A 23,797-nucleotide genomic window follows, 5' to 3' on the forward strand; every position below is an offset into this window, starting at 1 on the left:
TTCTCGGTTCCCTATCTCTCGGCTAGATATTTAAGTCCGTACCGCTTGCCCAAAATATTCACGGGCGGTCACGACATCATTTTCAATCTGCTGTTTTAAAGCATCCAGCGAAGCAAAACGCTGCTCGCTGCGTAATTTTTCTCTGATTATTACATCAATATGGCGACCATACAGATCCATATCAACATCTAATAAATGTACTTCAAGCTGTTGGCGTACACCGGAAACCGTAGGTCGGGTGCCAATATTGGCAACGCCGGGTAATGGCTTATCGGCCAGCCCCTGAACTTCTACGGCATACACACCTTTAATTGGCGCTACCAGTCGCTTCATGGGGAGATTCGCCGTAGGAAAACCGATAGTTCTCCCCAACTCATCACCATGGACGACCCTTCCACACATGCTGTATGGCCGACCAAGTAAAGATTCCGCCAGTGCCAGATTATCGTCTCTCAATGCCTGACGAATGATGGTACTACTGATTCGTGTACCCGACTCGCAAAAACTTTCGCTATCGGCGACAGAAAAACCAAAGGTTTCTCCGGCAGTTTTCAGCAAAGAGAAGTCTCCCTGCCGCTTCGCCCCAAAGCGAAAATCATCGCCAACCATTAAAAACTTAACACCCAACAAATCTACCAGCAATTGAGAAATAAATTGTTCTGCGCTGTTGGCTGCAAAAACAGCATCAAACTTCACGCACAGCAGATAATCGATACCAACCTGCGCCAGATACTTACACTTATCACGCAGGCGCGTCAGCCTTGCGGGTGCCTGCTGCGGGGCAAATAACTCTAACGGCTGGGGTTCAAAGATCATCACCATGGTAGGCAGGCCCAGGCGCTTCCCTTCTCGTTTTAACTGACGTAATAACGCCTGATGACCCAGGTGAACGCCGTCAAAATTACCAATCGTCAAAACACACCCGTGGTGGCGAGGTCGGATATTGTGTATACCGCGAATCAGCTCCATAATCAGTTTTGGGCTCTGTACAGTTGGAAACCATCGATTATAGCAATAGCCGCGCCTAAGGTTAACCCGCGATTACGCGATAAACGAAAATCTTCTGTGGTTTATGGTCTCAGGCCGTTAATCTACCGATAAATATACAGTAATGCTTATATCTTCAACATCTACATAAAGAAAACGCGTTAATTACTGTATTCTGTTGTACAAAGCTGTTAGAATTCTGCGCCATCGATAACCGCGGTGTCGCCCCTTCTTTTTTAGTAAAAAGAGAAAATGGCGGCGCTAATTTGCACAAATCCGTTGACAAAAGAAGGTCGAAAGGGCATATTCCTTCGCCTTTAGAATGTCCTCAAGAAACTATTTGGGAGTTGGACCTTGGCTAATATCAAATCAGCTAAGAAACGCGCCATCCAATCTGAGAAGCGCCGCAAGCATAACGCTAGCCGTCGCTCCATGATGCGTACTTTCATCAAGAAAGTACAAATGGCGATTACAGCAGGTGACAAAGCTGCTGCTCAGGCAGCATTTAATGACATGCAACCAATTGTTGACCGTCAGGCAGCAAAAGGCTTAATTCATAAGAATAAAGCTGCACGTCATAAGTCAAACCTGACTGCACAAATCAACGCTATGTAATTAATGTTGAGCGTTTCTTAAAAAAACCGGCGATGCCGGTTTTTTTATGTCTGCAATTTAACAATGTTCAGAAAAATCGCTTCAACCTGAAAATCAAACCTCGGGTGATGAACTCCACTGCTTCTTTATTTCTATATTGCTACCATTGCTTAGCGTAACAGTAATATCCACCCGATCGCCCTGAGAAACATTGAACTTCATTTGTCCTAATGCATGCTCTTGTTTGGCTTTCAGAGAGATATGGTTTTGTTGCAGGCTTCGACTCTCTCCCTGACTGCCTTTACGTTTAACCTCTATTGAGATAGTGCATTCACAGCTACTATCGAGGTTTACCATGGGAGTAACAGTGTAGTAACGGGCATCCTGCTGCATACTAAACCAGAGCTGGTTACTGAGGGCGGCAGCGAGTAAAAAAGACATAAGAACTCCTCAGGAAAAACCAAAAAACAAAACAGGGCAAATAGCCCTGTTTTTACATAGAAAGAACTGAAATTAGTGTTGGTTAGAGTATGCGACGTTACCTGCGCCAAGTTGAGTAACGGAGATTAAGCCGCCATCATAGCTTTGTGATGCGCCAGAAACGTTACCGCTACCGCTTTGAGAAACGTAGATTGCTGCTTTATTGGCAGTTTGTGCCGCAACGCTCAGGTTATCATTACCAAATTGGTCAACGTTAATCAGACTGTTGTCACCGCTTTGATTGCTGTAAGACTTGTTACGATCGCCACGTTGCTCAACATCCGTTAAAGATTTATAAGCCTGGGTTTGGCTGGCATCAGCAAAGTTGCTGGTACCTGCCTGATAGATACGAATTTCAGCAGATGCTGAGGTGTACTGAGGTACAGTTGGAGTTGGTGTTGGAGCTGGATGGTCATCACGACCAGCCATGGCACTGCCAGAAAGAACTAATGATGTTAATGCAATAATTTTCCACAGTTTCATGATACTACCCCGTCGTATATAGGCTTTCTATGATTGTCAAAAAAACAGTCATTCCTAGTGTTGGATCACTCGAATGGCCATTCCTGACGAATTTTGTATAACACCGGCTGACCGGTTTACACCGTTTTGAATAATTTGCGTTACGTTCCCTTTACCCTTTTGGATAATGTAAGCTTCATTATCAAAATCTGATTGCTCAATAGACGCTGAATTGGCCGCACCGGACTGTGCTATATAAGCCACATTGTTAGCATCGGTCTGAATAATTTCAGCGTTATTTGCGATTCCTCTTTGAGCCATAACAGCCGTGTTATTGCTCCCCGATTGCTTAATCTGTGCCTGGTTTCCACCTTTTTGTATAACAATGGCCAGGTTGGAAGTACCGTTTTGCTGAATATTCGCTCGATTTCCTTGCCCCACAGCAGAACTTCGATTCATCTGATAATCAGATGAAACAAATTCAGAACCTGCCATGTCATATTGAGCTATCGATACACCAGAAACAGAAAGCAACGCTAATGCACATATCAATCTTTTCATTTTTGTCACCCTAATTAAATCTAATGGGCTGACTTCGCATAAACATGAATAATAAAATCAATGATTATCTTTCAGATAATTAACCATCATGACTATTTACTTCGCTACATAATGATTTGAGTATGCAATCGCTCGGAAATAAAAAACTCACCCTCTTTTCGTATTTTAAATAACCAGTATTGATACAAAAGTTTTAGGGTAGGTAAGAAACCGTTCTATTTATTAAACTTTAATTTTAAAAAGAGAAAAAAATCATTTCATCCATATAAAAAATTCATATTCAAAAAAATAAAGCTACCATACTACCCAATCAACGATCACAAAAAAAAATAAAAAATATTCCATTAATTATCTAAATTTAAAAATCACACTAACTCATTCATCATTAAGCAATAATGAATAGCTATTAGATACATCTCAAATGCGCCATATCGCGTAGAAAAAAATTACGTTTCACATTGTGAATTGCTTTATTAAATAGTACTACCGCATGATTTTATTGATTTTTTATATCATACCCATCATTAGTTAGTTGAATTGATTGAAAATGTTATAAACCAAAAGAAACATTTTGCAACAAAAATAGACCTTGCTTTAGAAATCGTTAATACTAGATTGAGTATGTGTAAAAACACACAATCAAAGGAATCAATAAACAGAAAAACACCAATTTATTTATCATATATATTTCAAATGAAATCTTTTTATTAAAAATAGAAAGTCATTAAATAATTACGTTTACTGCAGTCTCTAAGATTCTGCGCGGATGGGTTTGTCTATTATTTCGGAGTTTCATTATGAGTAATGAAGCAAACAGGAGCTTGTTGCTATTAATAACACAACCATCGTTATTAGCTACAGCGCTATTACATCAGTTAAATACAGCCTTACCCATTAATGTTAAGTTGCAAAACATTCATAAACCACTTGATGAACCACCAACTGAAAAGGTGTTGGTTCTTTTTGATTTGATGAGCGTAGATAGAAAGTTGATTACTTTTTGGCAAGGGGTTCTCAACCAAAATCGCGATCGTATCAAATTGCTCTTGCTTAATACGCCTGAAGATTATCACTTTGAAGAAATTGAAAAATGGCCACAGATTAGTGCTGTATTTTATCTATCTGCCGACCAGGAAAAATTAATCGAAGGGATTAATAGCGTCATGGGTGGCGAGTATTACTTTTCTCAGCGATTAGCCAGTCACCTGCTCAATCAATCCCGCTTTTACCACTATCACCATGGTGATAGTGCGACCGACCTGACACAACGAGAGAAAGAGATCCTGCATAAGCTATGTATGGGAGCCTCCAATCTGGAGATTGCCAGACTGCTGTTTATCAGTGAAAACACGGTAAAAACTCATCTGTATAACCTGTTTAAGAAAATCTCCTTGAAGAATCGCACTCAGGCAGCAACCTGGGCCAATGAACATCTTAGGCGCTGAGTCATGAACGGTTATCTGTCGGCGGCTATCATTTCACTCTTTTTAATGTTTAGCCCAATCGCATCTGCTGTAGAAGTTGAAGTGCCGGGTTTGATTACCGATCACACGGTAACCGCCACCGGACACGATTTTTACCGCGCCTTTAGTGATAAATGGGAAAAAGATTTTAAAGGAAATATCACTATCAGTGAAAAACCCAGCGCTCGCTGGGGAAGTTGGATAACCATAAAAATCGATCAGGATGTGCTACATCAGGCGTTTCTGTTTCCAAGCAAACGCGACTTTAACCGTAACGTAGAATTGGCCATTGATCAGGTGGCACAGAAACTGGCCAGAAGACAGATAGACCAAAGCCTTCTGAATACCGGTGACTTAACCCGCGATGAGTTTTAAGGAGAGTATTATGCGCATCAAAAACTTGGTTCTATCTTTGCTTCTGTTCTCTCCCCTCTCTTGGGGAGGAAACATGGTATTCCAGTTCGTAAACCCTAACTTTGGCGGTAACCCAAACAATGGCTCTTTTCTGTTATCGGAAGCCAATGCCCAAAACTCCTATAAAGATCCTGATGGATATGATTTTGAATCCTCTACGCCTTCAGCGCTGGATAATTTTACCTCGGCCATTCAGTCACAACTTCTGGGTAGCCTGATGGGTAACATCAATCAGGGAAAACCGGGCCGACTGGTGACAAAAGACTTTATTGTTGATGTCACTAACACCGACGGTAACTTAACCATGAACATTCTCGACCGTGCCAGTGGTAAAAGCTCGACCATTCAAGTCGATGGCTTGACCAGTATCAGCGCTAACTAAGACAAGGTAACGACCTATGCGCCATCTCTTATTACTTGCCAGCCTGTTTCTACTAAATGGTTGTTTAACCAATCCACCAAGATAAGCAGCTGAACCAACATTATTGCCTCGCAGCCCAAGTTATCAGGATTTAATTCAGTTACCGACGCCAAAAGGTAAAATCTTTGTCTCGGTATACAATATTCAGGATGAAACCGGACAGTTTAAACCCTATCCTGCCAGTAACTTCTCAACTTCTGTACCACAGAGCGCGACGGCTATGTTGATATCAGCCTTAAAGGACTCCAACTGGTTTATTCCACTGGAACGACAAGGTCTACAAAACCTGTTAAATGAACGGAAAATTATTCGGGCAGCTCAAGAGAATGGTAAAGCGGCAGTTAATAATATGCAGCCACTTTCCTCACTGGTTGCAGCAAACGTACTGATTGAAGGCTCCATCATTGGTTACGAAAGCAACGTGAAATCAGGGGGAATCGGTGCACGGTATTTTGGTATCGGGGGCAGTACCCAGTATCAACTCGATCAGATTGCCGTTAACTTACGGGTCGTCAATGTTAGCACTGGTGAAATCCTCTCATCAGTGAATACCAGTAAAACGATTCTTTCTTATGAAGTTCAGGCAGGTGTATTCCGCTTTATCGATTATCAGCGCCTGCTGGAAGGTGAAGTAGGCTATACCTCTAATGAACCCGTCATGATGTGTCTGATGTCCGCCATTGAGACTGGGGTTATCTACCTGATTAACGATGGTATAAACCGAAATCTGTGGCAGTTACAGAATCCACAAGAGATCAATATGCCCGTTTTCCAGCGCTATAAAAATCTTAAGGTTCCGGTAGCTTGATATCATCTTTCATTTTACCAAGATAAAGGTTCTGCCTTTTGGCAGAACCTTTGAGACTGCTGATAAACCTAAGAAATTGGCCTCAATGAATATTCCGGTCGTAAAATCTAAAATGCTCATATTAGCTTTGTGCTCGACCGGAAGACCATCTGTACTTAGCTTCAGTGCGTGTCGGGCCTGGTCTGCCTACGGGCAGTTATGAAACACCTTGCGGTGTTTCACCCTGACGGGCCAGCGTGAGCGCTGTTCAAACAGGCTTTGCCTGTTTGTCGTTGGCTTACGCCAAGTCGACCCCCACGGCAGCCCCTCCCGACAATTAGCTCTTTTAAACACAAGACTGAAGAAATCAGGCTTTATTATTAATTACTTCACAATCTCATGTGGCGGTAATTTTGTTAATGAGATTTTTAACAGGAAATACCCTAATACTGCGGCCACCGTTGAGCCAATCAAAATACCTAAACGTGAATAGGTAATGTATTCAGCGGACAAACCTTCAAATGCCAGAGAAGAGATAAAAATAGACATCGTAAAGCCAATACCACAGAGCACAGAAACAGAGAAGATATGCTTTAACTGGATAGATTCCGGCATTTTTACTAAACCGGTTTTTAACGCAACCCAGCAGAAACCAAAGATCCCCAGCGGCTTACCGACTACCAAGCCCAACATAATTCCCAATGGCAAAATACCACTCAGTGAACTTAGCGTCACACCAGCCAAAGCAACACCGGCATTGGCAAAAGCAAACAGCGGTAAAATAAAGTAAGTGACCCAAGGATGTAACTGATGAATCAAACTATCCAATGGCTTACTGCCTTCAGAGCCATTAAGAGGAATGAAAAATCCGGTAATTACGCCCGCCAATGTGGCATGCACACCAGACTTAAGCATAAACACCCAGAGTATTGCGCCAACAATAATATAGGCCAGTTTATTACCTACGCCGCGCCAGTTCATCACCGCCATAATAGCAATCGTCACTGCGGCACCGACAAGTGCGACCATTGAAAGATCTTTGGTATAAAACAGAGCAATAATAATTATCGCCCCTAAATCGTCAATAATCGCTAACGCCATCAGAAATGCTTTCAGGCTGGTTGGTACCCGGCTTCCTAATAACGCCATAACCCCAAGTGCAAAGGCGATATCGGTTGCCGCGGGAATGGCCCAACCGGTACGAGTTACCACATCATCCATGTTAAATATCAGATAAACCAGCGCGGGGAGAATCATACCCCCTATCGCCGCGACTACCGGAAACATGGCCTTATCTCTTCCCGCCAACGATCCTTCTATCAGCTCTTTTTTAACTTCCAGTCCAATAACTAAAAAGAAGATTGCCATCAAACCATCATTGATCCAATGGGCCAGTGAGTTACTTAAATCCAAAGCGGCAATCTTGATAACTATGGGTAAATGCAGAAAACCTTCATATGCATTCAGCAAAGGTGAGTTAGCCATAATCATGGCAATTAATGCTGCGATAATCAGTAAAATACCGCCTGATGCCTCTAACTTTAGAAACTGGCGCAAATAGTGAGTCATGATAAAAACGGCTCCTTTAATATCTTAAAACAAGATACCTTAATGTTATTATTCAAATTAGCACTATCGTGATGGTACTATAAAACTTCACCTAACGCTTTAAAATTAGACTAAGAATCCATAATTTTACAAAAAGCAGCCTTTAATCACACTAATACCCAGAGTTACTCATAGCAAGCAAACTAAAACACCCTTATTAATCATGCTGTAATATTAATAACCACTAAAAATGAAGCACTTGCTTTTTATTCATCATTAAACGGTAAAATTAGCCGGTTACCTTTTGATTTCAGGCAAAAAAAATCCCCGATTGTTGATCGGGGATTTTTATTCTGAGAATCAGACGCTAAATAATTAGCCTGTCAAATCATCAAAAAACTTCTTCACGCCGTCAAAGAATGACTTAGAGCGCGGGCTATTTTTAGCCCCTTTTTCTCCACCCAGAGATTCTTCAAGCTCGCGTAAAAGTTGTTTTTGTTTCTCATTAAGCTTAACCGGTGTCTCAACCACAACACGACACAGCAGGTCACCCTGGCTGCCACCGCGAACTGATTTAACACCCTTTCCGCGCATTCGGAACAGTTTGCCGGTTTGAGTTTCTGCCGGAACTTTCAGATTTACCCGACCATCCAGCGTAGGAACCTCAATTTCACCACCTAAAGCGGCCATTGCAAAGTTAATCGGCACTTCACAATAGAGGTTATTACCATCACGTTCAAAGATTGGATGCTGTTTCACCTGAATCTGAACGTATAAATCACCCGCCGGTGCTCCGTTCTCTCCGGCTTCACCTTCGCCAGACAAACGAATGCGATCCCCAGTATCAACACCTGCCGGGATCTTAACCGACAGCGTTTTAGTCTTCTCTACCCGACCCTGACCATGACATTTATTGCATGGATCTTTAATGATCTTACCGCGACCATGACAGGTTGGACAGGTTTGCTGTACCGCAAAGAAGCCCTGACGCATCTGAACCTGACCTGCACCATGACAGGTTGAACAGGTGGTTGAGCTGGTTCCTGCTTTCGCACCGCTGCCGTGGCAAACGTCACACTCAGCCAGCGTTGGAATACGGATCTCTTTGGCTACACCGCGAACCGCTTCTTCCAGCGTTAATGTCATGGTGTATTGCAAGTCGGAACCCCGGCTTGCGCGTTGACGACGACCACCAAAGATATCGCCAAATACGTCGCCAAAGATATCGTTAAAATCACCGCCGCCGCTGAAGCCACCGCCAAAACCACCACCGCCCATGCCGCCTTGTTCAAAAGCAGCGTGGCCATACTGATCGTAAGCGGCTTTCTTCTGAGCATCGGTCAGTATTTCATAAGCTTCTTTGATCTCTTTGAACTTCTCTTCAGAGTCTTTATCACCCTGATTTCTGTCCGGGTGATGTTTCATCGCTAAGCGTTTATAGGCCTTCTTTATTTCACGCTCATCGGCGTCACGGCCTACGCCCAGGACTTCGTAATAGTCTTTCTTCGCCATCTGTGGACTTTACCCTATATATGCGTACACGGGCGTAGAGTTACCTCAACGCCCGTGCCAAGTTCCGTTAACGATACCACAATTTAAGCATCATTACCGTGCCCGCTTAAGGGCGATTACTTCTTGTCTTTAACTTCTTCGAACTCAGCGTCAACGGCGTCGTCATCTTTACCTGGCGCGCTTTGTGCGCCTTCTGATGTGGTTTCAGCATGTTGCTGCTGAGCCATTTCCATCAGCTTGCCAGATACTTCAACCAGCGCCTGGATTTTCGCTTCAATATCCGCTTTATCTTCACCTTTCAGAGAAGTTTCCAGCGCGCTTAACGCAGCTTCAATAGCGGTTTTATCATCCGCTGGTAACTTGTCGCCCGCTTCCGTAATTTGCTTACGGGTGCTGTGCAACAGGTGGTCACCCTGGTTACGTGTTTGTACCAGCTCTTCGAACTTACGGTCAGCATCGGCGTTAGCTTCTGCTTCACGCACCATTTTTTGGATTTCTTCTTCGTTCAAACCCGAAGAAGCCTTAATGGTAATGTTTTGCTCACGACCGCTGTTTTTATCTTTTGCCGATACATGCAAAATACCATCAGCATCGATATCAAACGTGACTTCGATTTGTGGCATACCGCGTGGTGCAGCCTGAATGCCGTCCAGATTGAACTGACCCAGTGATTTGTTATCTGCTGCACGCTTACGCTCACCCTGAATAACATGGATCGTTACCGCAGACTGATTGTCTTCTGCCGTTGAGAACACCTGACTGTGTTTAGTCGGGATAGTGGTGTTCTTCGCAATCAGCGAAGTCATCACGCCGCCCATGGTTTCAATACCCAGAGACAGAGGTGTTACGTCTAACAGCAATACGTCAGTGACATCACCCGCTAACACGCCGCCCTGAACCGCAGCACCGATAGCCACTGCTTCATCCGGGTTAACGTCTTTACGCGGCTCTTTACCGAAGAAATCAGAGACTTTCTTCTGTACTAATGGCATACGGATTTGACCACCGACCAGAATAACATCGTCGATTTCATTTACTGACAGGCCAGCATCCTGTAATGCAACTTTTAACGGCTCTAAAGAGCGGTTAACTAAATCTTCAACCAGTGACTCAAGTTTCGCACGAGTCACTTTAATATTCATATGCTTAGGACCGGTTGCATCTGCAGTAATGTACGGCAGGTTAACATCCGTTTGCTGAGCAGAAGAGAGTTCGATTTTCGCTTTTTCTGCCGCTTCTTTCAGTCGTTGCATCGCCAGCGGGTCATTACGTAAATCAAAGCCTTGTTCTTTCTTGAACTCATCGACTAAGTAGTTGATCAGACGGGTATCAAAGTCTTCACCACCTAAGTGAGTATCACCATTGGTTGCCAATACTTCGAAGGTTTTTTCGCCGTCAACTTCATCAATTTCAATAATAGAGATATCGAATGTACCACCACCTAAGTCATACACGGCGATAGTGCGGTTACCCATCTCTTTATCCAGACCGTAAGCCAGAGCCGCTGCGGTTGGTTCGTTGATGATACGTTTTACATCTAAACCAGCAATACGACCGGCATCTTTAGTTGCCTGACGTTGAGAATCGTTAAAGTAAGCCGGAACGGTAATTACCGCTTCGGTTACTGGCTCACCTAAAAAGTCTTCTGCTGTTTTCTTCATTTTTTTCAAAACTTCAGCAGAAATCTGAGGTGGTGCAATTTTTTGACCTTTTACTTCAACCCATGCGTCGCCGTTGTCTGCCCCAATAATGTTAAAAGGCATAATGTCACGGTCACGCTGAACTTCTTCGTCACCAAAACGACGACCAATCAGACGCTTAATAGCGAAAAGTGTATTTTGTGGGTTAGTCACCGCCTGACGTTTAGCAGGCTGACCAACCAGAATTTCGCCGTCCTGGGTATACGCGATAATTGACGGAGTTGTACGATCCCCTTCCGCGTTCTCAATTACGCGAACCTGCGTGCCGTCCATAACAGCAACACATGAGTTCGTTGTACCCAGGTCAATACCAATAATTTTACCCATTACATGTTCTCCACTTAAAAACTATATTCGTTCACATACTCACCTATATGGGGGTGCAAAATGACTTTTCAACTGCCAATAAAAGTCTTACATCCATAGGCTTGCTTCACCGTTGTTCATAAGATGGGGGCGACAAATCCGGCATCAAGGGGGGCAAATAAAAAAAATTTCGCATTAATCCTGATCAAAACCATTGTTTCGTGACTCGCGCCTCATTATTATGCGCGCTCACGTGTAATACGCGGTGTTATTTACCCGTGGTCGTTGTTAGTTAATTCCGCCTCTATGCGGATAAAAATCCATTTAATAAATCAGCATTCGTGAGTACAGAGGAAATATGCACTCGAATAAATTAGCAAACCCAGGTCCACTAGGATTAATGGGATTTGGGATGACCACTATTCTGTTAAATATCCATAACGCCGGATTCTTTCCGGTAACCACAGCAATTATTACTATGGGTATTTTTTATGGTGGTATGGCACAAGTTATTGCCGGTATTTTAGAATTCAAAAAAGGTAATACTTTTGGCGTTACCGCATTCACTTCTTATGGCTTTTTCTGGATGACCTTAGTGGGTATCTGGTTGCTCCCTGAAGTCGGACATGCCCATGCTACAGATGCTACCTTCTTGGGCATCTATTTAGCATTATGGGGCATTTTCACTCTGTTTATGTTCTTCGGCACCCTGCGCGCTAACCGTGGCTTACAGTTTGTTTTTGCCAGCCTGACGGTACTGTTCTTTATGTTATCTATCGGTAACATTACCGCCAATACAGGTTTGTTGAACGTCGCCGGTTATGTTGGTATCGTTTGTGGTTCCAGCGCAATTTATCTGGCTATGGCGGAAGTACTGAATGAACAGTATGGCCGTACCGTTCTGCCAATTGGTGAACGTAAAGCAGGTTAATCCTGGTTTTATTTATCACTAAAAAACGCCTGCTTAATGCAGGCGTTTTTGTTTGTATTACTCTCATAACCCAATAAACAGGAAATAACAGATGCAAATAAGAATCGCACTTCCTGATGACGTAACAGAGATGTTCCGCGTACGCCTCAGCGTTAATGACAATAAAATGACGCTGGAAGAGTTGAGCGCCCATGGAATCACCCATCAATCACTTCCTGCCATGTTAATCAATCAGGGACGAGGCTGGGTAGCAGAAGATCAACAACAAATAGTGGCTTTTGCTATGGCTGATGCGACTGAAGCCAGCATTTTTGCACTCTTTGTTGAACCTGACTTTGAAGGCCTGGGAATCGGTCGACAGCTGATGATTGCAGCAGAACAATGGTTGGCAGAGATGGGATGCGCCCAAATATGGCTGGAAACGGACAGTAACCTCAATGTACGCGCCAATGGGTTCTATCGCTATTTGGGATGGATTGAGGATGGTTTACAGGCCGATGGGCAAACTAAATTTATTAAATATCTTTAATATTAAAGCCACTTGTCTAACCGATAGTTTCAGATTGCTGATAAACCTAATAAATCAGCATTTGAGAATATTCCGGTCGTAAAATTCAAAATGCTTATATTGACTTGGTGCTCGACCGGAAGACCATCTGTACTTAGCCGCAGAGTGCGTTGGGCCTGGCTGGGTTAGGGGCGCTCCGGCAGCTAAAGCTGCTACGACCCCAACACCCATCCCTCCCAACGATTGACTATCTTTAAGGACAAAGTGAAACGATCAAACTTTGTCATCAATCTAAAGCCACCTACAGCTTTTAACTGACACATCATAAGCTTCGTCTATATGGCCGTTACTGGTGCCTTCTCTAACTCTGAATCACGGTGTTCCGCAATGCTATCCGTCGCTCTCAGATCGTTACGCAGATAAATTCCCAGCAATATTCCCATCACTGATAGCGCCAAAACATAATATGCCGGAGCCATTGGTGTGAGTTTCATCAAAGAAGTGACACATATCGGCGTTAAACCGCCAAAGATGGCATAAGAGACGTTATAAGAGAAAGAAATACCAGAAAAACGAACCTCAGCCGGAAACGCTCGTACCATCACATAAGGAACGGCCCCTACCACTCCCACACACAGCCCTGCGATACTGTAAGTAATAAATAGCAGATCTACATTGGTGGCCGAATGGTAAAACGTCCAACTGGCAACCGCCAGCAGTGAACCGCCACCAATAAAGGTTTTGCTGGCACCAAAACGATCGGCAGACATACCTGCAATTACACAGCCTACACATAGTGAGATAATCGCCATGCTGTTAGCCTTCAACGCAATGACTCGCTCGATGCCAAACTGAGTTTGCAGGTAATTTGGTGTCATCAAAATAACCACCACAATACCAGCAGAGAGTAACCAGGTGAGCAGCATAGAAACCGTTACCGCTCGGGTATGATTCACAACCACTGATTTTAACGGCAGCTCTGCCGCCAGCGCTTTACGCTGCTGCATCTCAATAAATATCGGCGTTTCTTTTAGCCAGCGGCGCAAATACATGGCGATCAGACCAAAAATACCGCCCAGGAAGAAAGGTATTCTCCATCCGCCGTTATGAATCGTTTCCACGCTCATCATGGAGTTAATCATGGTTGCGATAAGAGAACCCAACAAAATTCCGATGGTCAGGCCCGCCGTCAATACACCACAGGCAATACCGATACGTTTATAAGGTACATGCTCTGCTACAAACACCCAGGCACCCGGAACTTCACCACCAATAGCCGCGCCCTGAAAAATACGCATCAATAGCAGTAAAAGTGGAGCCGCAATACCAATAGATTGATAGGTTGGTAGCATCCCCATGGCCAGCGTAGGCAACGCCATCAGTAAAATGCTCAAAGAGAACATGCGTTTGCGCCCTACCAAATCACCGAAGTGGGCCATAATGATTCCCCCCAACGGGCGGGCCAGATAACCTGCGGCAAAAATACCGTAAGTTTGCATTAGCACCAGCCATTGAGGCATATCGGCAGGGAAGAAAAGTTGACCGATAACGACAGCGAAGAATACAAAGATAATAAAGTCGTAAAACTCCAGCGCACCGCCTAATGCTGCCAGAGTCAGCGTTTTATAATCCTGTTTGTTTAGTCGGCGGTTTTGTTGCTGAATCATAAAATTCCATCTTTTTCTATAGGTTGATAAAAAAATTAACTTTCAGTCTGTAAATTAATTTTTACTATATCGTACTCATTACGATACACCAGTAGATGGAAATCTTATTTTGCAAAAAGTCTTAATTTAACCTTTTATATCGCGGATTGCGCTCTTAGGCCTAAAGGATTCTACCACCTGTGAATGCGTCTCTACATAAGGACCATCCAGCAGTTGAATACAATAGGGGACACTGGCAAAAATACCGGATACCACGGTTTTTCCGTCTTTATCTTTCACCCCTTCCAGCGTTTCTTTTATAGACTTTGGCTGCCCGGGAAGATTAATGATCAGCGCCTGTTTACGAATGACCCCAACCTGACGGGAAAGAATCGCCGTTGGCACATAATACAAACTGATCTGGCGCATCTGCTCACCAAACCCCGGCATAATGCGGTCGGCAATGGCTAACGTGGCATCCGGAGTAACATCGCGGCGAGCCGGACCGGTTCCCCCGGTGGTAAGAACCAGGTGACAGCCTCTTTCATCAACCAGTTCACACAGTGCTTCTTCTATCAACGTTTGCTCATCAGGAATTAATCGGCTTTGAGTTTCAAATTCGCTGCTCAACGCCGTTTTTAGCCATGATTCCAGCGCCGGAATCCCCTGATCCTGATAAACCCCATTGGATGCGCGATCGGAGATAGAAACCAAACCAATGCGTAACTTATTCATATCTAATCCTCTGTCACTAAACTGTACTCTTGCTCGCGCGCTATCATACTATTGTTGGCGCTATTTTTGCAGCGCGGCAAGCACAGTGGATGCAATTATCCGTAGTGAATCACAGATAAAAAAATACCGGCCTGATGACCGGTATTCATATCGTTATCAAAAATAATTACAGCAAATCTGCAATCATCTTTTCCAGCTTTTCCTGGTCGATAGCAAACTTACGGATACCGTCTGCCAGTTTATCAACTGCCATTGGATCCTGATTATGCTCCCAGTAGAACTGTGCTTCATTCAGCGGAACCGGACGCTCTTTTACTGCGCCGCTATAGGCCAGTTTACGTTCAACTTCGCCCTGGCTTTCAGACAGTTCTTTTAATAATGCCGGTGCAATGGTCAGACGATCGCAACCGGCAAGCTCCAGAATTTCACCAGAATTACGGAAGCTGGCACCCATGACCACCGTTTTGTAACCATGCTGTTTGTAGTATTCGTAGATGCTGGTTACAGAAACCACACCCGGATCTTCGTGAGGTGCGAACTCTTTCTTATCGCCGTTAGCTTTGTACCAGTCAAGAATTCGACCAACAAACGGAGAAATCAGGAACACGCCCGCTTCAGCACAAGCACGAGCCTGAGCGAAGGAGAACAACAGAGTCAGGTTACAGTTGATGCCTTCTTTCTCAAGCTGAGCTGCCGCGCAAATACCCTGCCATGTAGAGGCCAGTTTGATCAAAATACGATCGTTACTGATACCTGCATCGTTATACAGTTTGATTAAGCGCTTCGCTTTAACAATGCTGGCCTGAGTGTCATAAGAGAGACGAGCATCAACTTCAGTAGAAATACGACCAGGGATCAGTTTTAAAATTTCCAGACCAATATTTACTGCCAGCTTATCGGATGCATCAACAATTTGTTGTGCACGATCGCTGCTTTGGCCTTTTGCCCAGGCAATCGCATCATCAATCAATTTACGATATTCAGGTAACTGAGCTGCATTCAAAATCAGAGAAGGGTTGGTTGTCGCGTCCTGAGGCTTATACAGTTTCATTGCTGCAATATCGCCGGTATCAGCCACAACGGTAGTAATTTTACGTAGAGAGGAAAGTTTATCTGTCATGATAGATCTCTTGTTAAGCTTGTGAGGCATCGAAGTATTATCGGACTAGCCTGATAATAACATGACTTAACAAGGGTGCAACGACGGAACGTATGGGTCGCAAATTTTAGTCAAAAAATTTATCTTACCCCATCGACTGACCAGATGATTACTCAATGATAAATAATACAAAAATTACATTTCGCAAAAGATTTCCCGCGCTCCCTATTAAATCCATCGCTTTTTCCATTGTCACTTTCTGCTAGAGTAGCAAAAAATGATTTATCACAGGATATGATTATGCTGATTACTATATCTCCGGCAAAAACTCTCGATTATACAAGCCCTCTGGTGACTGAACGTTACACTCAACCTGAAATGCTGGACCAGTCGAAAATTTTAATTAAAGCGTGTCGCAAGTTAACCCCAGCGCAAATCGCCAGCCTGATGAGTATCAGTGATAAATTAGCCGGTCTGAATGCCGCTCGTTTTTCAGAATGGCAACCGGATTTCACACCAGAAAATGCTCGCCAGGCGCTGTTAGCGTTTAAAGGTGATGTTTACACCGGCCTACACGTTAATGATTTTAACGATGATGATTTCGATTTTGCCCAGCAGCATTTGCGTATGCTATCCGGACTGTATGGTGTTTTACGTCCGCTCGATCTAATGCAGGCTTATCGTCTTGAGATGGGGACCAGGCTGGAAAACCAACGGGGTAAAGATCTGTACGAGTTTTGGGGTAAACGGATTACCGATAAGTTAAATCAGGCCCTGAAAGACCAGGGTGACGATATTCTGGTTAATCTGGCTTCAGATGAATACTTTAAATCGATCCAAACTAAATCGTTAGACGGTACCATCATTAAACCGGTATTTTTGGATCAGAAAAGCGGCAAATACAAAATCATCAGCTTCTATGCTAAAAAAGCCCGCGGCCTGATGAGCCGCTTTATTATTAAAAACCGACTAACCCGCCCGGAACAATTAGTTGATTTCAATCTGGAAGGCTATCAGTTTGATGAAAGTGCATCTCAGGGCAATGAACTGGTATTTAAACGTCCTGAACAGTAATCACCAATAGCGTTACAGGCAAAAAATGGCCTCCGTGTAGTTGTGCATCAGGAGGCCATTTTTATTCAATAAAACTTACGCAGGTAACGCCATCAGGAATGCACGTAGTGGTGCAAAATCTGCCGGTAAATAGTGAGAAAGTAACGGTAACTCAGCCCGATCGGCCAAGGCTTTTGGCAGTGGCAATGTAGTACCGAGAATTTGTTCTACGCTCTCTTTAAATTTAGCCGGGTGCGCGGTACCCAGGAATAATCCAAACTCACCATCCTTTAGTTCATCACGCAGCAAACGATAAGCGATAGCACCATGAGGTTCAGAGGTATATCCCAGTGCTGCCAGCTCGCGCAATGTCTTAGCCGTCGTTTCATCACTAACCGCACCGTAACCTAATGAACTGACTGGCCACTCTTTACGACGAAATAACTCTTCAATACGCGGCCAGTTGTTTGGCTGGCTAACATCCATGGCGTTAGACAAGGTCGCAACCGTTTTATGCGGCTGCCACTGGCCATTCGCCAGATAGCGAGGCACCGTATCATTGGCATTAGTGGCAGCAATAAAGCGCTTCACGGGCAAACCTAATGATTTAGCCAGCAGACCCGCAGTCAGATCGCCAAAGTTACCGCTTGGAACCGAAATCACTAATTGATTATGTTGTTCCTGAGTCAGTTGCGCTACCGCCTCAAAGTAGTAACAAATTTGAGCCAACAGACGACTAATATTGATAGAGTTAGCAGAGTTAAGACCCAGCTCCTTTTTCAGTACTTCATCATCAAAAGCCTGTTTTACCAGCGCCTGACAGGCATCAAAATCCCCATCAACAGCCACGGTATGAATATTACCACCCAGAGTACAGAACAATTTCTCCTGTAGTGGACTGATCTTACCTTCAGGATAAAGGATCACTACCCGTACATTCTTTAAACCATAGAATGCATGGGCAACAGCGGCCCCGGTATCACCGGAGGTAGCCGTCAGAATAGTCACCGGCGTATCGCCAGCTACTTCGGCCAGCATTTGCGCCATAATGCGGCCACCAAAATCTTTAAACGCTAACGTTGGGCCGTGAAATAGCTCTAAGGTCGCAATATCTTTTTCAACCGCCACTACCGGAGCAGGGAACTGAAAAGCATTAGCCACTCGCTTAGCAACGGCATCTGCTGATATTTCATCACCAATATAGGCTGACAAAATGCGGGCGCTGCGGGTAACAAAATCCAGTGAGAGTAGGTTATCGATTTCTGAACTATCGAAAGCTGGCAAATCAGCAGGGAAAAATAGCCCCTGTTGCTTACCTAATCCCTGACGTACTGCCTGAGCAAAACTAACCTGTTCGTTATGATCTTTTAAGTTATACAGTTTCATTGTGTCGCTATTTTCCATTAATCCAATTTACGGGCACCGGCAGTATCCAGACGGCAAACGTGAACAAAGCCTTCATCATTTTGTACATAGTGTTTTGCCAGCCAGTCGGCAAGACGTTGAGCCGTTTCCAGACGATCGCTCACCGCAAACAACGTTGGGCCAGAACCAGAAATACCGCATGCCAGCGCACCGATATCCTGTGAGGCTTTACGTGCTTCAGCAAAGCCTGGTAACAAACGGGTACGGTACGGTTCGGCAATCACATCCTGCATTAATTTAGCTGCCAGCTCTGGCTGCTGAGTATGACAAGCGTGAATAAATCCGGCCAGATAGCGGCCATGGCGAATACAATCCTGACGCAAATACTGCGCCGGTAAAATCGCTCGCGCTTCAGCGGTCGAAACCTTAATGCCCGGATAAGCCATCACCCAATACCAGTTATCAAAACCGGGTACCGACTGACTGATAATGCCATTCTCTTCCAGCATCAATTGCATGCCCCCCAAATAGCAAGGAGCCACGTTATCGTAATGCACACTGCCGGAGATGCGCCCTTCCAGCTCACCCATCATGCCAAGCAGTTCGGTCTGGTTAAACGGTCGGTCGCAGAATTCATTCAGTGCCATTAGACCCGCTACCACAGAGCAGGCACTGGAACCCAATCCGGAACCAATCGGCATATTCTTTTCTAACACCATCGCCACCGGCAATTCTCGCCCTAAACGCTGGCAGAACAGCTCCCAGCATTGATAAACGATGTTTTCTTTAGGCTCTGTCGGTAATTTGCTAACAAAACGCCCTTTATTGCTCAGGCTAAAGCGGTCTGCCGATTGAATGCTGACGCAATCGCCCAGCAGAGCTCCATCAATGGGCGATACTGCTGCGCCCAATACGTCAAACCCCACGCTAACGTTGCCTATCGAGGCCGGCGCATAAATTTTTATCATGTTAAACTCCCAGCTTTCCTGACAGAGTACGTAGCATATCGGCAAAAACGCCGGCGGCGGTAACATCGTTACCGGCACCATAACCGCGTAATACCAGTGGTAGTGGCTGATAATATTGGGTGTAGAATGCCAGTGCGTTTTCGCCATTTTTCACTTTGAATAATGGATCGTTATCATCCACCGCATCAATCTTCACCCGACATTCACCCTCTTCGATCATACCGACATAGCGTAACACTTTGCCCTGGCTGGCAGCCAAGGCTACACGTTCAGCAAACTCCGCATCCAACTGTGGCAAACGCGCCATAAAGGTTGCCACATCACCACCGGCATCAAAAGATGGCGGTAATACAGACTCAACGTTAATTTGGTCTAATTCCAGCGAATGACCTGCTTCGCGAGCCAGAATCAGTAATTTTCGCGCCACATCCATACCGGATAAATCATCGCGCGGATCCGGCTCGGTATAACCTTTTTCTTTCGCCAGACGGGTCGCTTCTGACAGGCTTAATCCTTCATCCAGCTTGCCAAAAATGAACGACAACGAGCCAGAAAGAATACCAGAGAAGCGCATCAGTTCATCACCGGCATTCAGTAAATTCTGTAAGTTTTCAATAACCGGTAATCCGGCACCTACGTTAGTATCGTAAAGGAATTTACGGTTACCGCTGCTGGCCGCCTGTCGCAATTGATGGTAATAGTTCATCGTATCGGTATTGGCTTTCTTGTTTGGCGTTACCACATGGAAGCCATCAGCAAGGAAATCAGCATATTGAGAAGCCACTTCCTGACTGGAAGTACAATCGACGATCACTGGATTCAGCAAGTGATACTCTTTTACCAGACGAATTAAACGCCCCAAATTAAACGGCTCTTCTGCCGCTGCCAGCGCTTCACGCCAGTTAGTTAAATCGATTCCCAGCGTATTGGTCACCATGCCGCGAGAATTGGCGATGCCACATACCCGCAGTTCGATATTCTTACGTTTCAGCCACGGCTGCTGACGGTAGATCTGATCCAGCAATGCACCACCCACACCACCAACGCCGATTAAGAACACATCCAGCACCTGGTTAGTATCAAACAGTACCTGATGGCTGGCACGGACGGCAGTGGTCGCCGAGTCATTACTCACTACCGCAGAAATCGAACGTTCTGAAGAACCTTGGGCAATAGCGACAATATTGATATTAGCGCGAGCTAATGCACTAAAGAAACGAGCGGACATACCGCGCAAGGTACGCATATTGTCACCAATCACTGAAATAATGGCCAGTTTGTCGACCACATCCAGCGGATCCAGCAATCCATCTTTCAGTTCCAGATAGAACTCATCTTCCAGCGAACGACTGGCGCGGGCCAGCTCGCTTTGCGGTACGCAAAAGCTAATGCTGTATTCAGAAGAGGATTGAGTAATCAGAACCACAGAGATACCAGCACGAGACATCACTGAGAATACTCTGGCAGCCATTCCCACCATTCCTTTCATACCCGGACCAGAAACGTTAATCATCGCCATGTTGTTCAGATTGGTAATGCCTTTAACCGGATAACGATCGTCACCGCTTTCACGACTGATGAGAGTGCCGGGAGCTTGTGGGTTAGCGGTATTTTTTATCAGGCAAGGGATTTGGAACTGAGCGATGGGAGCGATGGTACGAGGATGAAGAACTTTAGCGCCAAAATAGGATAACTCCATCGCCTCCTGATAAGACATTGACTTAAGCAACTTAGCTCCCGGAACAGAGCGTGGATCGCAGGTATACACTCCATCAACATCAGTCCATATCTCACAGCTGTCAGCGCGCAAACAGGCTGCCAGCACGGCGGCTGAATAGTCGGAACCATTACGCCCCAGGACCACCAGTTCGCCTTTCTCATTACCGGCGGTAAAACCTGCCATTAAAATGACATGGTTATCGGGGATACCCAGCTCAACCAAACGACGGGTTGACTCAGTGATATCTACGGTAGATTCCAGATAGTCTCCATGAGCCAGCAGCATAGCAACCGGATTAATGACCGTTACGCCATATCCCCGAGCCTGAAAAACAGATTCCATGATAGCGATAGAGAGTTTTTCACCACGACTGATGATAGAAGCATTAACGCTATCAGGACACTGACCCAGCAAAGAGATACCATGGAGTACATGTTTCAGCTGAGCAAATTCCTGCTCCACAAAACTCTTTAATCGACCATATTCAAACCCTGGCTGCTCTTCAGCCAATCCGGAAAGCAGTTCAGCAAAGATCTGTTCGGCATCCATCATATTGGTCATGACTTCCTGACCGGCTACCGTTTTCTCAATCATGGCAACCAGATGGTTAGTTATTTTTGCCGGAGCAGACAGTACCGTAGCAACCTGGCCCTGACGCGCATTATTTTCAATGATATCCGCCACGCGCATAAAGCGTTCGGAATTTGCTACTGATGTACCGCCAAATTTCAGAACTCGCATCTCTTGGCCTCTCCTGCCTTAATCCAGTTATGATGTAAATTATTCGCAAAAAAAAACCCGCACTCGATTCTACGGTGCGGGCTTTTTTTATTTCTTGTAAGCGTCAGCCCGCCCCGCTACTGGTTGTACCGGTGGTGGTAATGATTGTAATCATCAGGCTAACGTTTTGCATGTTTGGTGTTTGTCTCTGGTTTGTTTTATTAACGCTATATACTGGTTAAAGCAATTGTAGTTCAGAGTCAAATTATTTTTGATATTTCAGCAAAATTTATTCCCTGACTTCACCAGGGTCTTTTGTATCAAACCAGAATAATTTCAATTAAATTCAAATAATTAAAATCATTTAATCATCATTACTCATTTAACATCTTATTTTTCATCGATGTCTTCCCATTTTGATAATGATGGGAACCACTGTCACTAAACCTGACAAACCAACAGCGTTCAGATGAAAAATGAAGAAACCGTCTCAATATTGGCAATATTTGTTATAATATTAAGGCATTATCTGTTACTGCATCTTGTTTATCTCGAAAGCGTTTTTATGTTCATAAAAGTTGCAATTGAAAAATATTTGTTAAAATATATTTCTTTTTAGGATAAAAAGAAGGAAAATCCCTTCGCTGCCACACACGCCTTGGCTTTGGTGGAAAATATAGCGACATAAATGTTTCAGATTAAGGTTTTTATTGAGGTTGAATTGTGAAAAAAAGGTCAAAAATTGGCATGTGATATGCATTGTTTTTGTAGATTTTTCTCACAAATCAGCTAATGTGCTATAACTATTATTGATATATATCAACAAGCCAGAAGTTTGTTGATCGGCAAAAGAAAGACTCCTGTTATATTGCTGCTACAATAAAGAGTAATAAGTGATCGGTTTTAACAAATCACAGGTATGTAGGTAGTTTGCCTTGGCCGAACCAGCGATTGTGTTGAAATTTGAAATAGCACGGGGATTCGTCCCTTATACTGCAGTGATCTGTTTTAGCTATAGATAGTTTTAAAAACAGAACCAGACCACTGTAATATTAAATTGATTTTGTTGGCAAATTAGGTAACAGACATGCAAACCCCGCATATCCTGATCGTTGAAGACGAACTAGTAACTCGTAACACATTAAAAAGCATTTTCGAGGCGGAAGGATACGTTGTCTTTGAAGCCAATGATGGTGCAGAAATGCATCGGATTTTGTCCGACCATAATATTAATCTGGTCATCATGGATATCAATCTGCCCGGCAAGAATGGACTACTGCTAGCTCGTGAGTTACGTGAGCAAGCTGCGGTTGCATTAATGTTTTTAACCGGCAGAGATAACGAAGTAGATAAGATTCTTGGCCTGGAAATTGGTGCGGATGATTACATCACTAAACCATTTAATCCACGCGAACTGACCATCCGTGCACGCAATCTGCTGTCCCGGACGATGAATCTTGGCGCAGTGAGTGGTGAAGAGCGTAAGCTGGTTGAAAACTATAAGTTCAATGGCTGGACTTTAGATATCAACAGCCGTTCTCTGATTAACCCTAACGGAGAAATGTTTAAACTGCCTCGTAGTGAATTCCGCGCGATGCTGCATTTCTGTGAAAACCCGGGCAAAATTCAGTCTCGTGAAGAACTGCTGAAAAAAATGACCGGACGTGAGTTAAAACCTCATGACCGTACGGTTGATGTAACTATTCGTCGTATTCGTAAGCACTTTGAATCAACGCCGGATACACCGGAAATCATTGCTACAATTCATGGTGAAGGCTACCGTTTCTGCGGCGACCTTGAAGAATAATTAGCAATAA

General features: G+C 44.3%; 21 protein-coding genes, 1 pseudogene and 1 other annotated feature. Of the genes and pseudogenes, 9 read left to right on the top strand and 13 right to left on the bottom strand.

Going from position 1 to position 23,797, the window contains the following annotated elements; all coding sequences use genetic code 11:
* Positions 1 to 30 precede the first annotated feature (30 nt).
* Positions 31 to 969: a bifunctional riboflavin kinase/FAD synthetase gene (ribF, locus tag EKN56_RS14170; protein WP_130592379.1), complete on the bottom strand. Its 939-nt coding sequence runs from the start codon at positions 967 to 969 to the stop codon at positions 31 to 33.
* A gap of 372 nt (positions 970 to 1,341) precedes the next feature.
* Between ribF and rpsT the strand changes: the two genes are divergently transcribed.
* A complete protein-coding gene (rpsT, locus tag EKN56_RS14175; protein WP_130592380.1) occupies positions 1,342 to 1,602 on the top strand; it encodes a 30S ribosomal protein S20 in 261 nt (86 codons plus the stop codon).
* 93 nt (positions 1,603 to 1,695) lie between these two features.
* On the opposite strand, the gene csgC is transcribed toward rpsT, so the two are convergent.
* The 3 genes from csgC to EKN56_RS14190 all read right to left on the bottom strand — a co-directional run bounded on the left by csgC (position 1,696) and on the right by EKN56_RS14190 (position 3,084).
* A complete protein-coding gene (csgC, locus tag EKN56_RS14180) occupies positions 1,696 to 2,022 on the bottom strand; it encodes a curli assembly chaperone CsgC (RefSeq protein ID WP_130592381.1) in 327 nt (108 codons plus the stop codon).
* Positions 2,023 to 2,094: 72 nt separating this feature from the next.
* Positions 2,095 to 2,544 (bottom strand): curlin, encoded by a 450-nt coding sequence (locus tag EKN56_RS14185; RefSeq protein ID WP_130592382.1) that lies wholly within the window; start codon positions 2,542 to 2,544, stop codon positions 2,095 to 2,097.
* A 54-nt stretch (positions 2,545 to 2,598) separates the two neighbouring features.
* Entirely contained in the window at positions 2,599 to 3,084 is a 486-nt protein-coding gene (locus tag EKN56_RS14190) for a curlin (protein WP_130592383.1), read from the bottom strand.
* A 797-nt stretch (positions 3,085 to 3,881) separates the two neighbouring features.
* Between EKN56_RS14190 and csgD the strand changes: the two genes are divergently transcribed.
* The 4 genes and pseudogenes from csgD (at position 3,882) to csgG (ending at position 6,190) form a co-directional block, all read left to right on the top strand.
* Positions 3,882 to 4,529: a biofilm master transcriptional regulator CsgD gene (gene csgD / locus EKN56_RS14195; protein ID WP_130592384.1), complete on the top strand. Its 648-nt coding sequence runs from the start codon at positions 3,882 to 3,884 to the stop codon at positions 4,527 to 4,529.
* A gap of 3 nt (positions 4,530 to 4,532) precedes the next feature.
* Positions 4,533 to 4,922: a curli production assembly/transport protein CsgE gene (gene csgE / locus EKN56_RS14200; protein WP_130592385.1), complete on the top strand. Its 390-nt coding sequence runs from the start codon at positions 4,533 to 4,535 to the stop codon at positions 4,920 to 4,922.
* Between the two features lie 10 nt (positions 4,923 to 4,932).
* Positions 4,933 to 5,343, top strand: a complete 411-nt coding sequence (csgF, locus tag EKN56_RS14205) for a curli production assembly/transport protein CsgF (protein ID WP_130592386.1) — start codon at positions 4,933 to 4,935, stop codon at positions 5,341 to 5,343.
* Positions 5,344 to 5,359: 16 nt separating this feature from the next.
* A pseudogene (gene csgG, locus EKN56_RS14210) lies at positions 5,360 to 6,190 on the top strand (curli production assembly/transport protein CsgG).
* Positions 6,191 to 6,553: 363 nt separating this feature from the next.
* Here the strand turns inward: csgG and nhaA are convergent.
* From nhaA to dnaK, 3 genes are all read right to left on the bottom strand, one after another.
* Positions 6,554 to 7,738, bottom strand: a complete 1,185-nt coding sequence (nhaA, locus tag EKN56_RS14215) for a Na+/H+ antiporter NhaA (RefSeq protein WP_130592387.1) — start codon at positions 7,736 to 7,738, stop codon at positions 6,554 to 6,556.
* A gap of 354 nt (positions 7,739 to 8,092) precedes the next feature.
* Complete coding sequence (dnaJ, locus tag EKN56_RS14220; protein WP_130592388.1) at positions 8,093 to 9,229, bottom strand: molecular chaperone DnaJ; 1,137 nt, start codon at positions 9,227 to 9,229, stop codon at positions 8,093 to 8,095.
* Positions 9,230 to 9,345: 116 nt separating this feature from the next.
* The gene (gene dnaK / locus EKN56_RS14225) at positions 9,346 to 11,256 is read right to left on the bottom strand and encodes a molecular chaperone DnaK (protein WP_130592389.1); all 1,911 of its coding nucleotides are present in this window, start codon (positions 11,254 to 11,256) and stop codon (positions 9,346 to 9,348) included.
* A gap of 337 nt (positions 11,257 to 11,593) precedes the next feature.
* Between dnaK and satP the strand changes: the two genes are divergently transcribed.
* Together satP and EKN56_RS14235 are read left to right on the top strand one after the other, a co-directional pair.
* The gene (satP, locus tag EKN56_RS14230; protein WP_130592390.1) at positions 11,594 to 12,166 is read left to right on the top strand and encodes an acetate uptake transporter; all 573 of its coding nucleotides are present in this window, start codon (positions 11,594 to 11,596) and stop codon (positions 12,164 to 12,166) included.
* A 91-nt stretch (positions 12,167 to 12,257) separates the two neighbouring features.
* Positions 12,258 to 12,695 carry a GNAT family N-acetyltransferase gene (locus EKN56_RS14235; RefSeq protein WP_130592391.1) on the top strand — a complete coding sequence of 146 codons (438 nt, stop codon included), beginning with the start codon at positions 12,258 to 12,260 and terminating at the stop codon, positions 12,693 to 12,695.
* A 314-nt stretch (positions 12,696 to 13,009) separates the two neighbouring features.
* Here EKN56_RS14235 and EKN56_RS14240 read toward each other — a convergent pair whose 3' ends face one another.
* The 3 genes from EKN56_RS14240 to tal all read right to left on the bottom strand — a co-directional run bounded on the left by EKN56_RS14240 (position 13,010) and on the right by tal (position 16,175).
* A complete protein-coding gene (locus EKN56_RS14240) occupies positions 13,010 to 14,341 on the bottom strand; it encodes an MFS transporter (RefSeq protein ID WP_130592392.1) in 1,332 nt (443 codons plus the stop codon).
* 126 nt (positions 14,342 to 14,467) lie between these two features.
* A complete protein-coding gene (mog, locus tag EKN56_RS14245) occupies positions 14,468 to 15,055 on the bottom strand; it encodes a molybdopterin adenylyltransferase (protein ID WP_130592393.1) in 588 nt (195 codons plus the stop codon).
* Positions 15,056 to 15,221: 166 nt separating this feature from the next.
* Positions 15,222 to 16,175 (bottom strand): transaldolase, encoded by a 954-nt coding sequence (tal, locus tag EKN56_RS14250; RefSeq protein WP_130592394.1) that lies wholly within the window; start codon positions 16,173 to 16,175, stop codon positions 15,222 to 15,224.
* A gap of 279 nt (positions 16,176 to 16,454) precedes the next feature.
* On the opposite strand from tal, the gene yaaA reads away from it, so the two are divergent.
* Complete coding sequence (gene yaaA / locus EKN56_RS14255) at positions 16,455 to 17,228, top strand: peroxide stress protein YaaA (RefSeq protein ID WP_130592395.1); 774 nt, start codon at positions 16,455 to 16,457, stop codon at positions 17,226 to 17,228.
* Between the two features lie 75 nt (positions 17,229 to 17,303).
* Here the strand turns inward: yaaA and thrC are convergent, their stop codons facing one another.
* The 3 genes from thrC to thrA are packed head-to-tail and all read right to left on the bottom strand — an operon-like array spanning position 17,304 to position 22,001.
* On the bottom strand, positions 17,304 to 18,593 hold the full coding sequence (thrC, locus tag EKN56_RS14260) for a threonine synthase (protein ID WP_130592396.1): 1,290 nt from the start codon (positions 18,591 to 18,593) through the stop codon (positions 17,304 to 17,306).
* A 17-nt stretch (positions 18,594 to 18,610) separates the two neighbouring features.
* Positions 18,611 to 19,540, bottom strand: a complete 930-nt coding sequence (gene thrB / locus EKN56_RS14265; RefSeq protein WP_130592397.1) for a homoserine kinase — start codon at positions 19,538 to 19,540, stop codon at positions 18,611 to 18,613.
* 1 nt (position 19,541) lies between these two features.
* Positions 19,542 to 22,001 (bottom strand): bifunctional aspartate kinase/homoserine dehydrogenase I, encoded by a 2,460-nt coding sequence (thrA, locus tag EKN56_RS14270; RefSeq protein WP_130592398.1) that lies wholly within the window; start codon positions 21,999 to 22,001, stop codon positions 19,542 to 19,544.
* A 46-nt stretch (positions 22,002 to 22,047) separates the two neighbouring features.
* Positions 22,048 to 22,166, bottom strand: a sequence feature (Thr leader region).
* A 901-nt stretch (positions 22,167 to 23,067) separates the two neighbouring features.
* Here thrA and arcA point away from each other — a divergent pair.
* Entirely contained in the window at positions 23,068 to 23,787 is a 720-nt protein-coding gene (arcA, locus tag EKN56_RS14275; RefSeq protein WP_130592399.1) for a two-component system response regulator ArcA, read from the top strand.
* Positions 23,788 to 23,797 lie beyond the last annotated feature (10 nt).

Source organism: Limnobaculum zhutongyuii (assembly GCF_004295645.1).
In the GTDB taxonomy this organism is placed as follows: domain Bacteria; phylum Pseudomonadota; class Gammaproteobacteria; order Enterobacterales; family Enterobacteriaceae; genus Limnobaculum; species Limnobaculum zhutongyuii.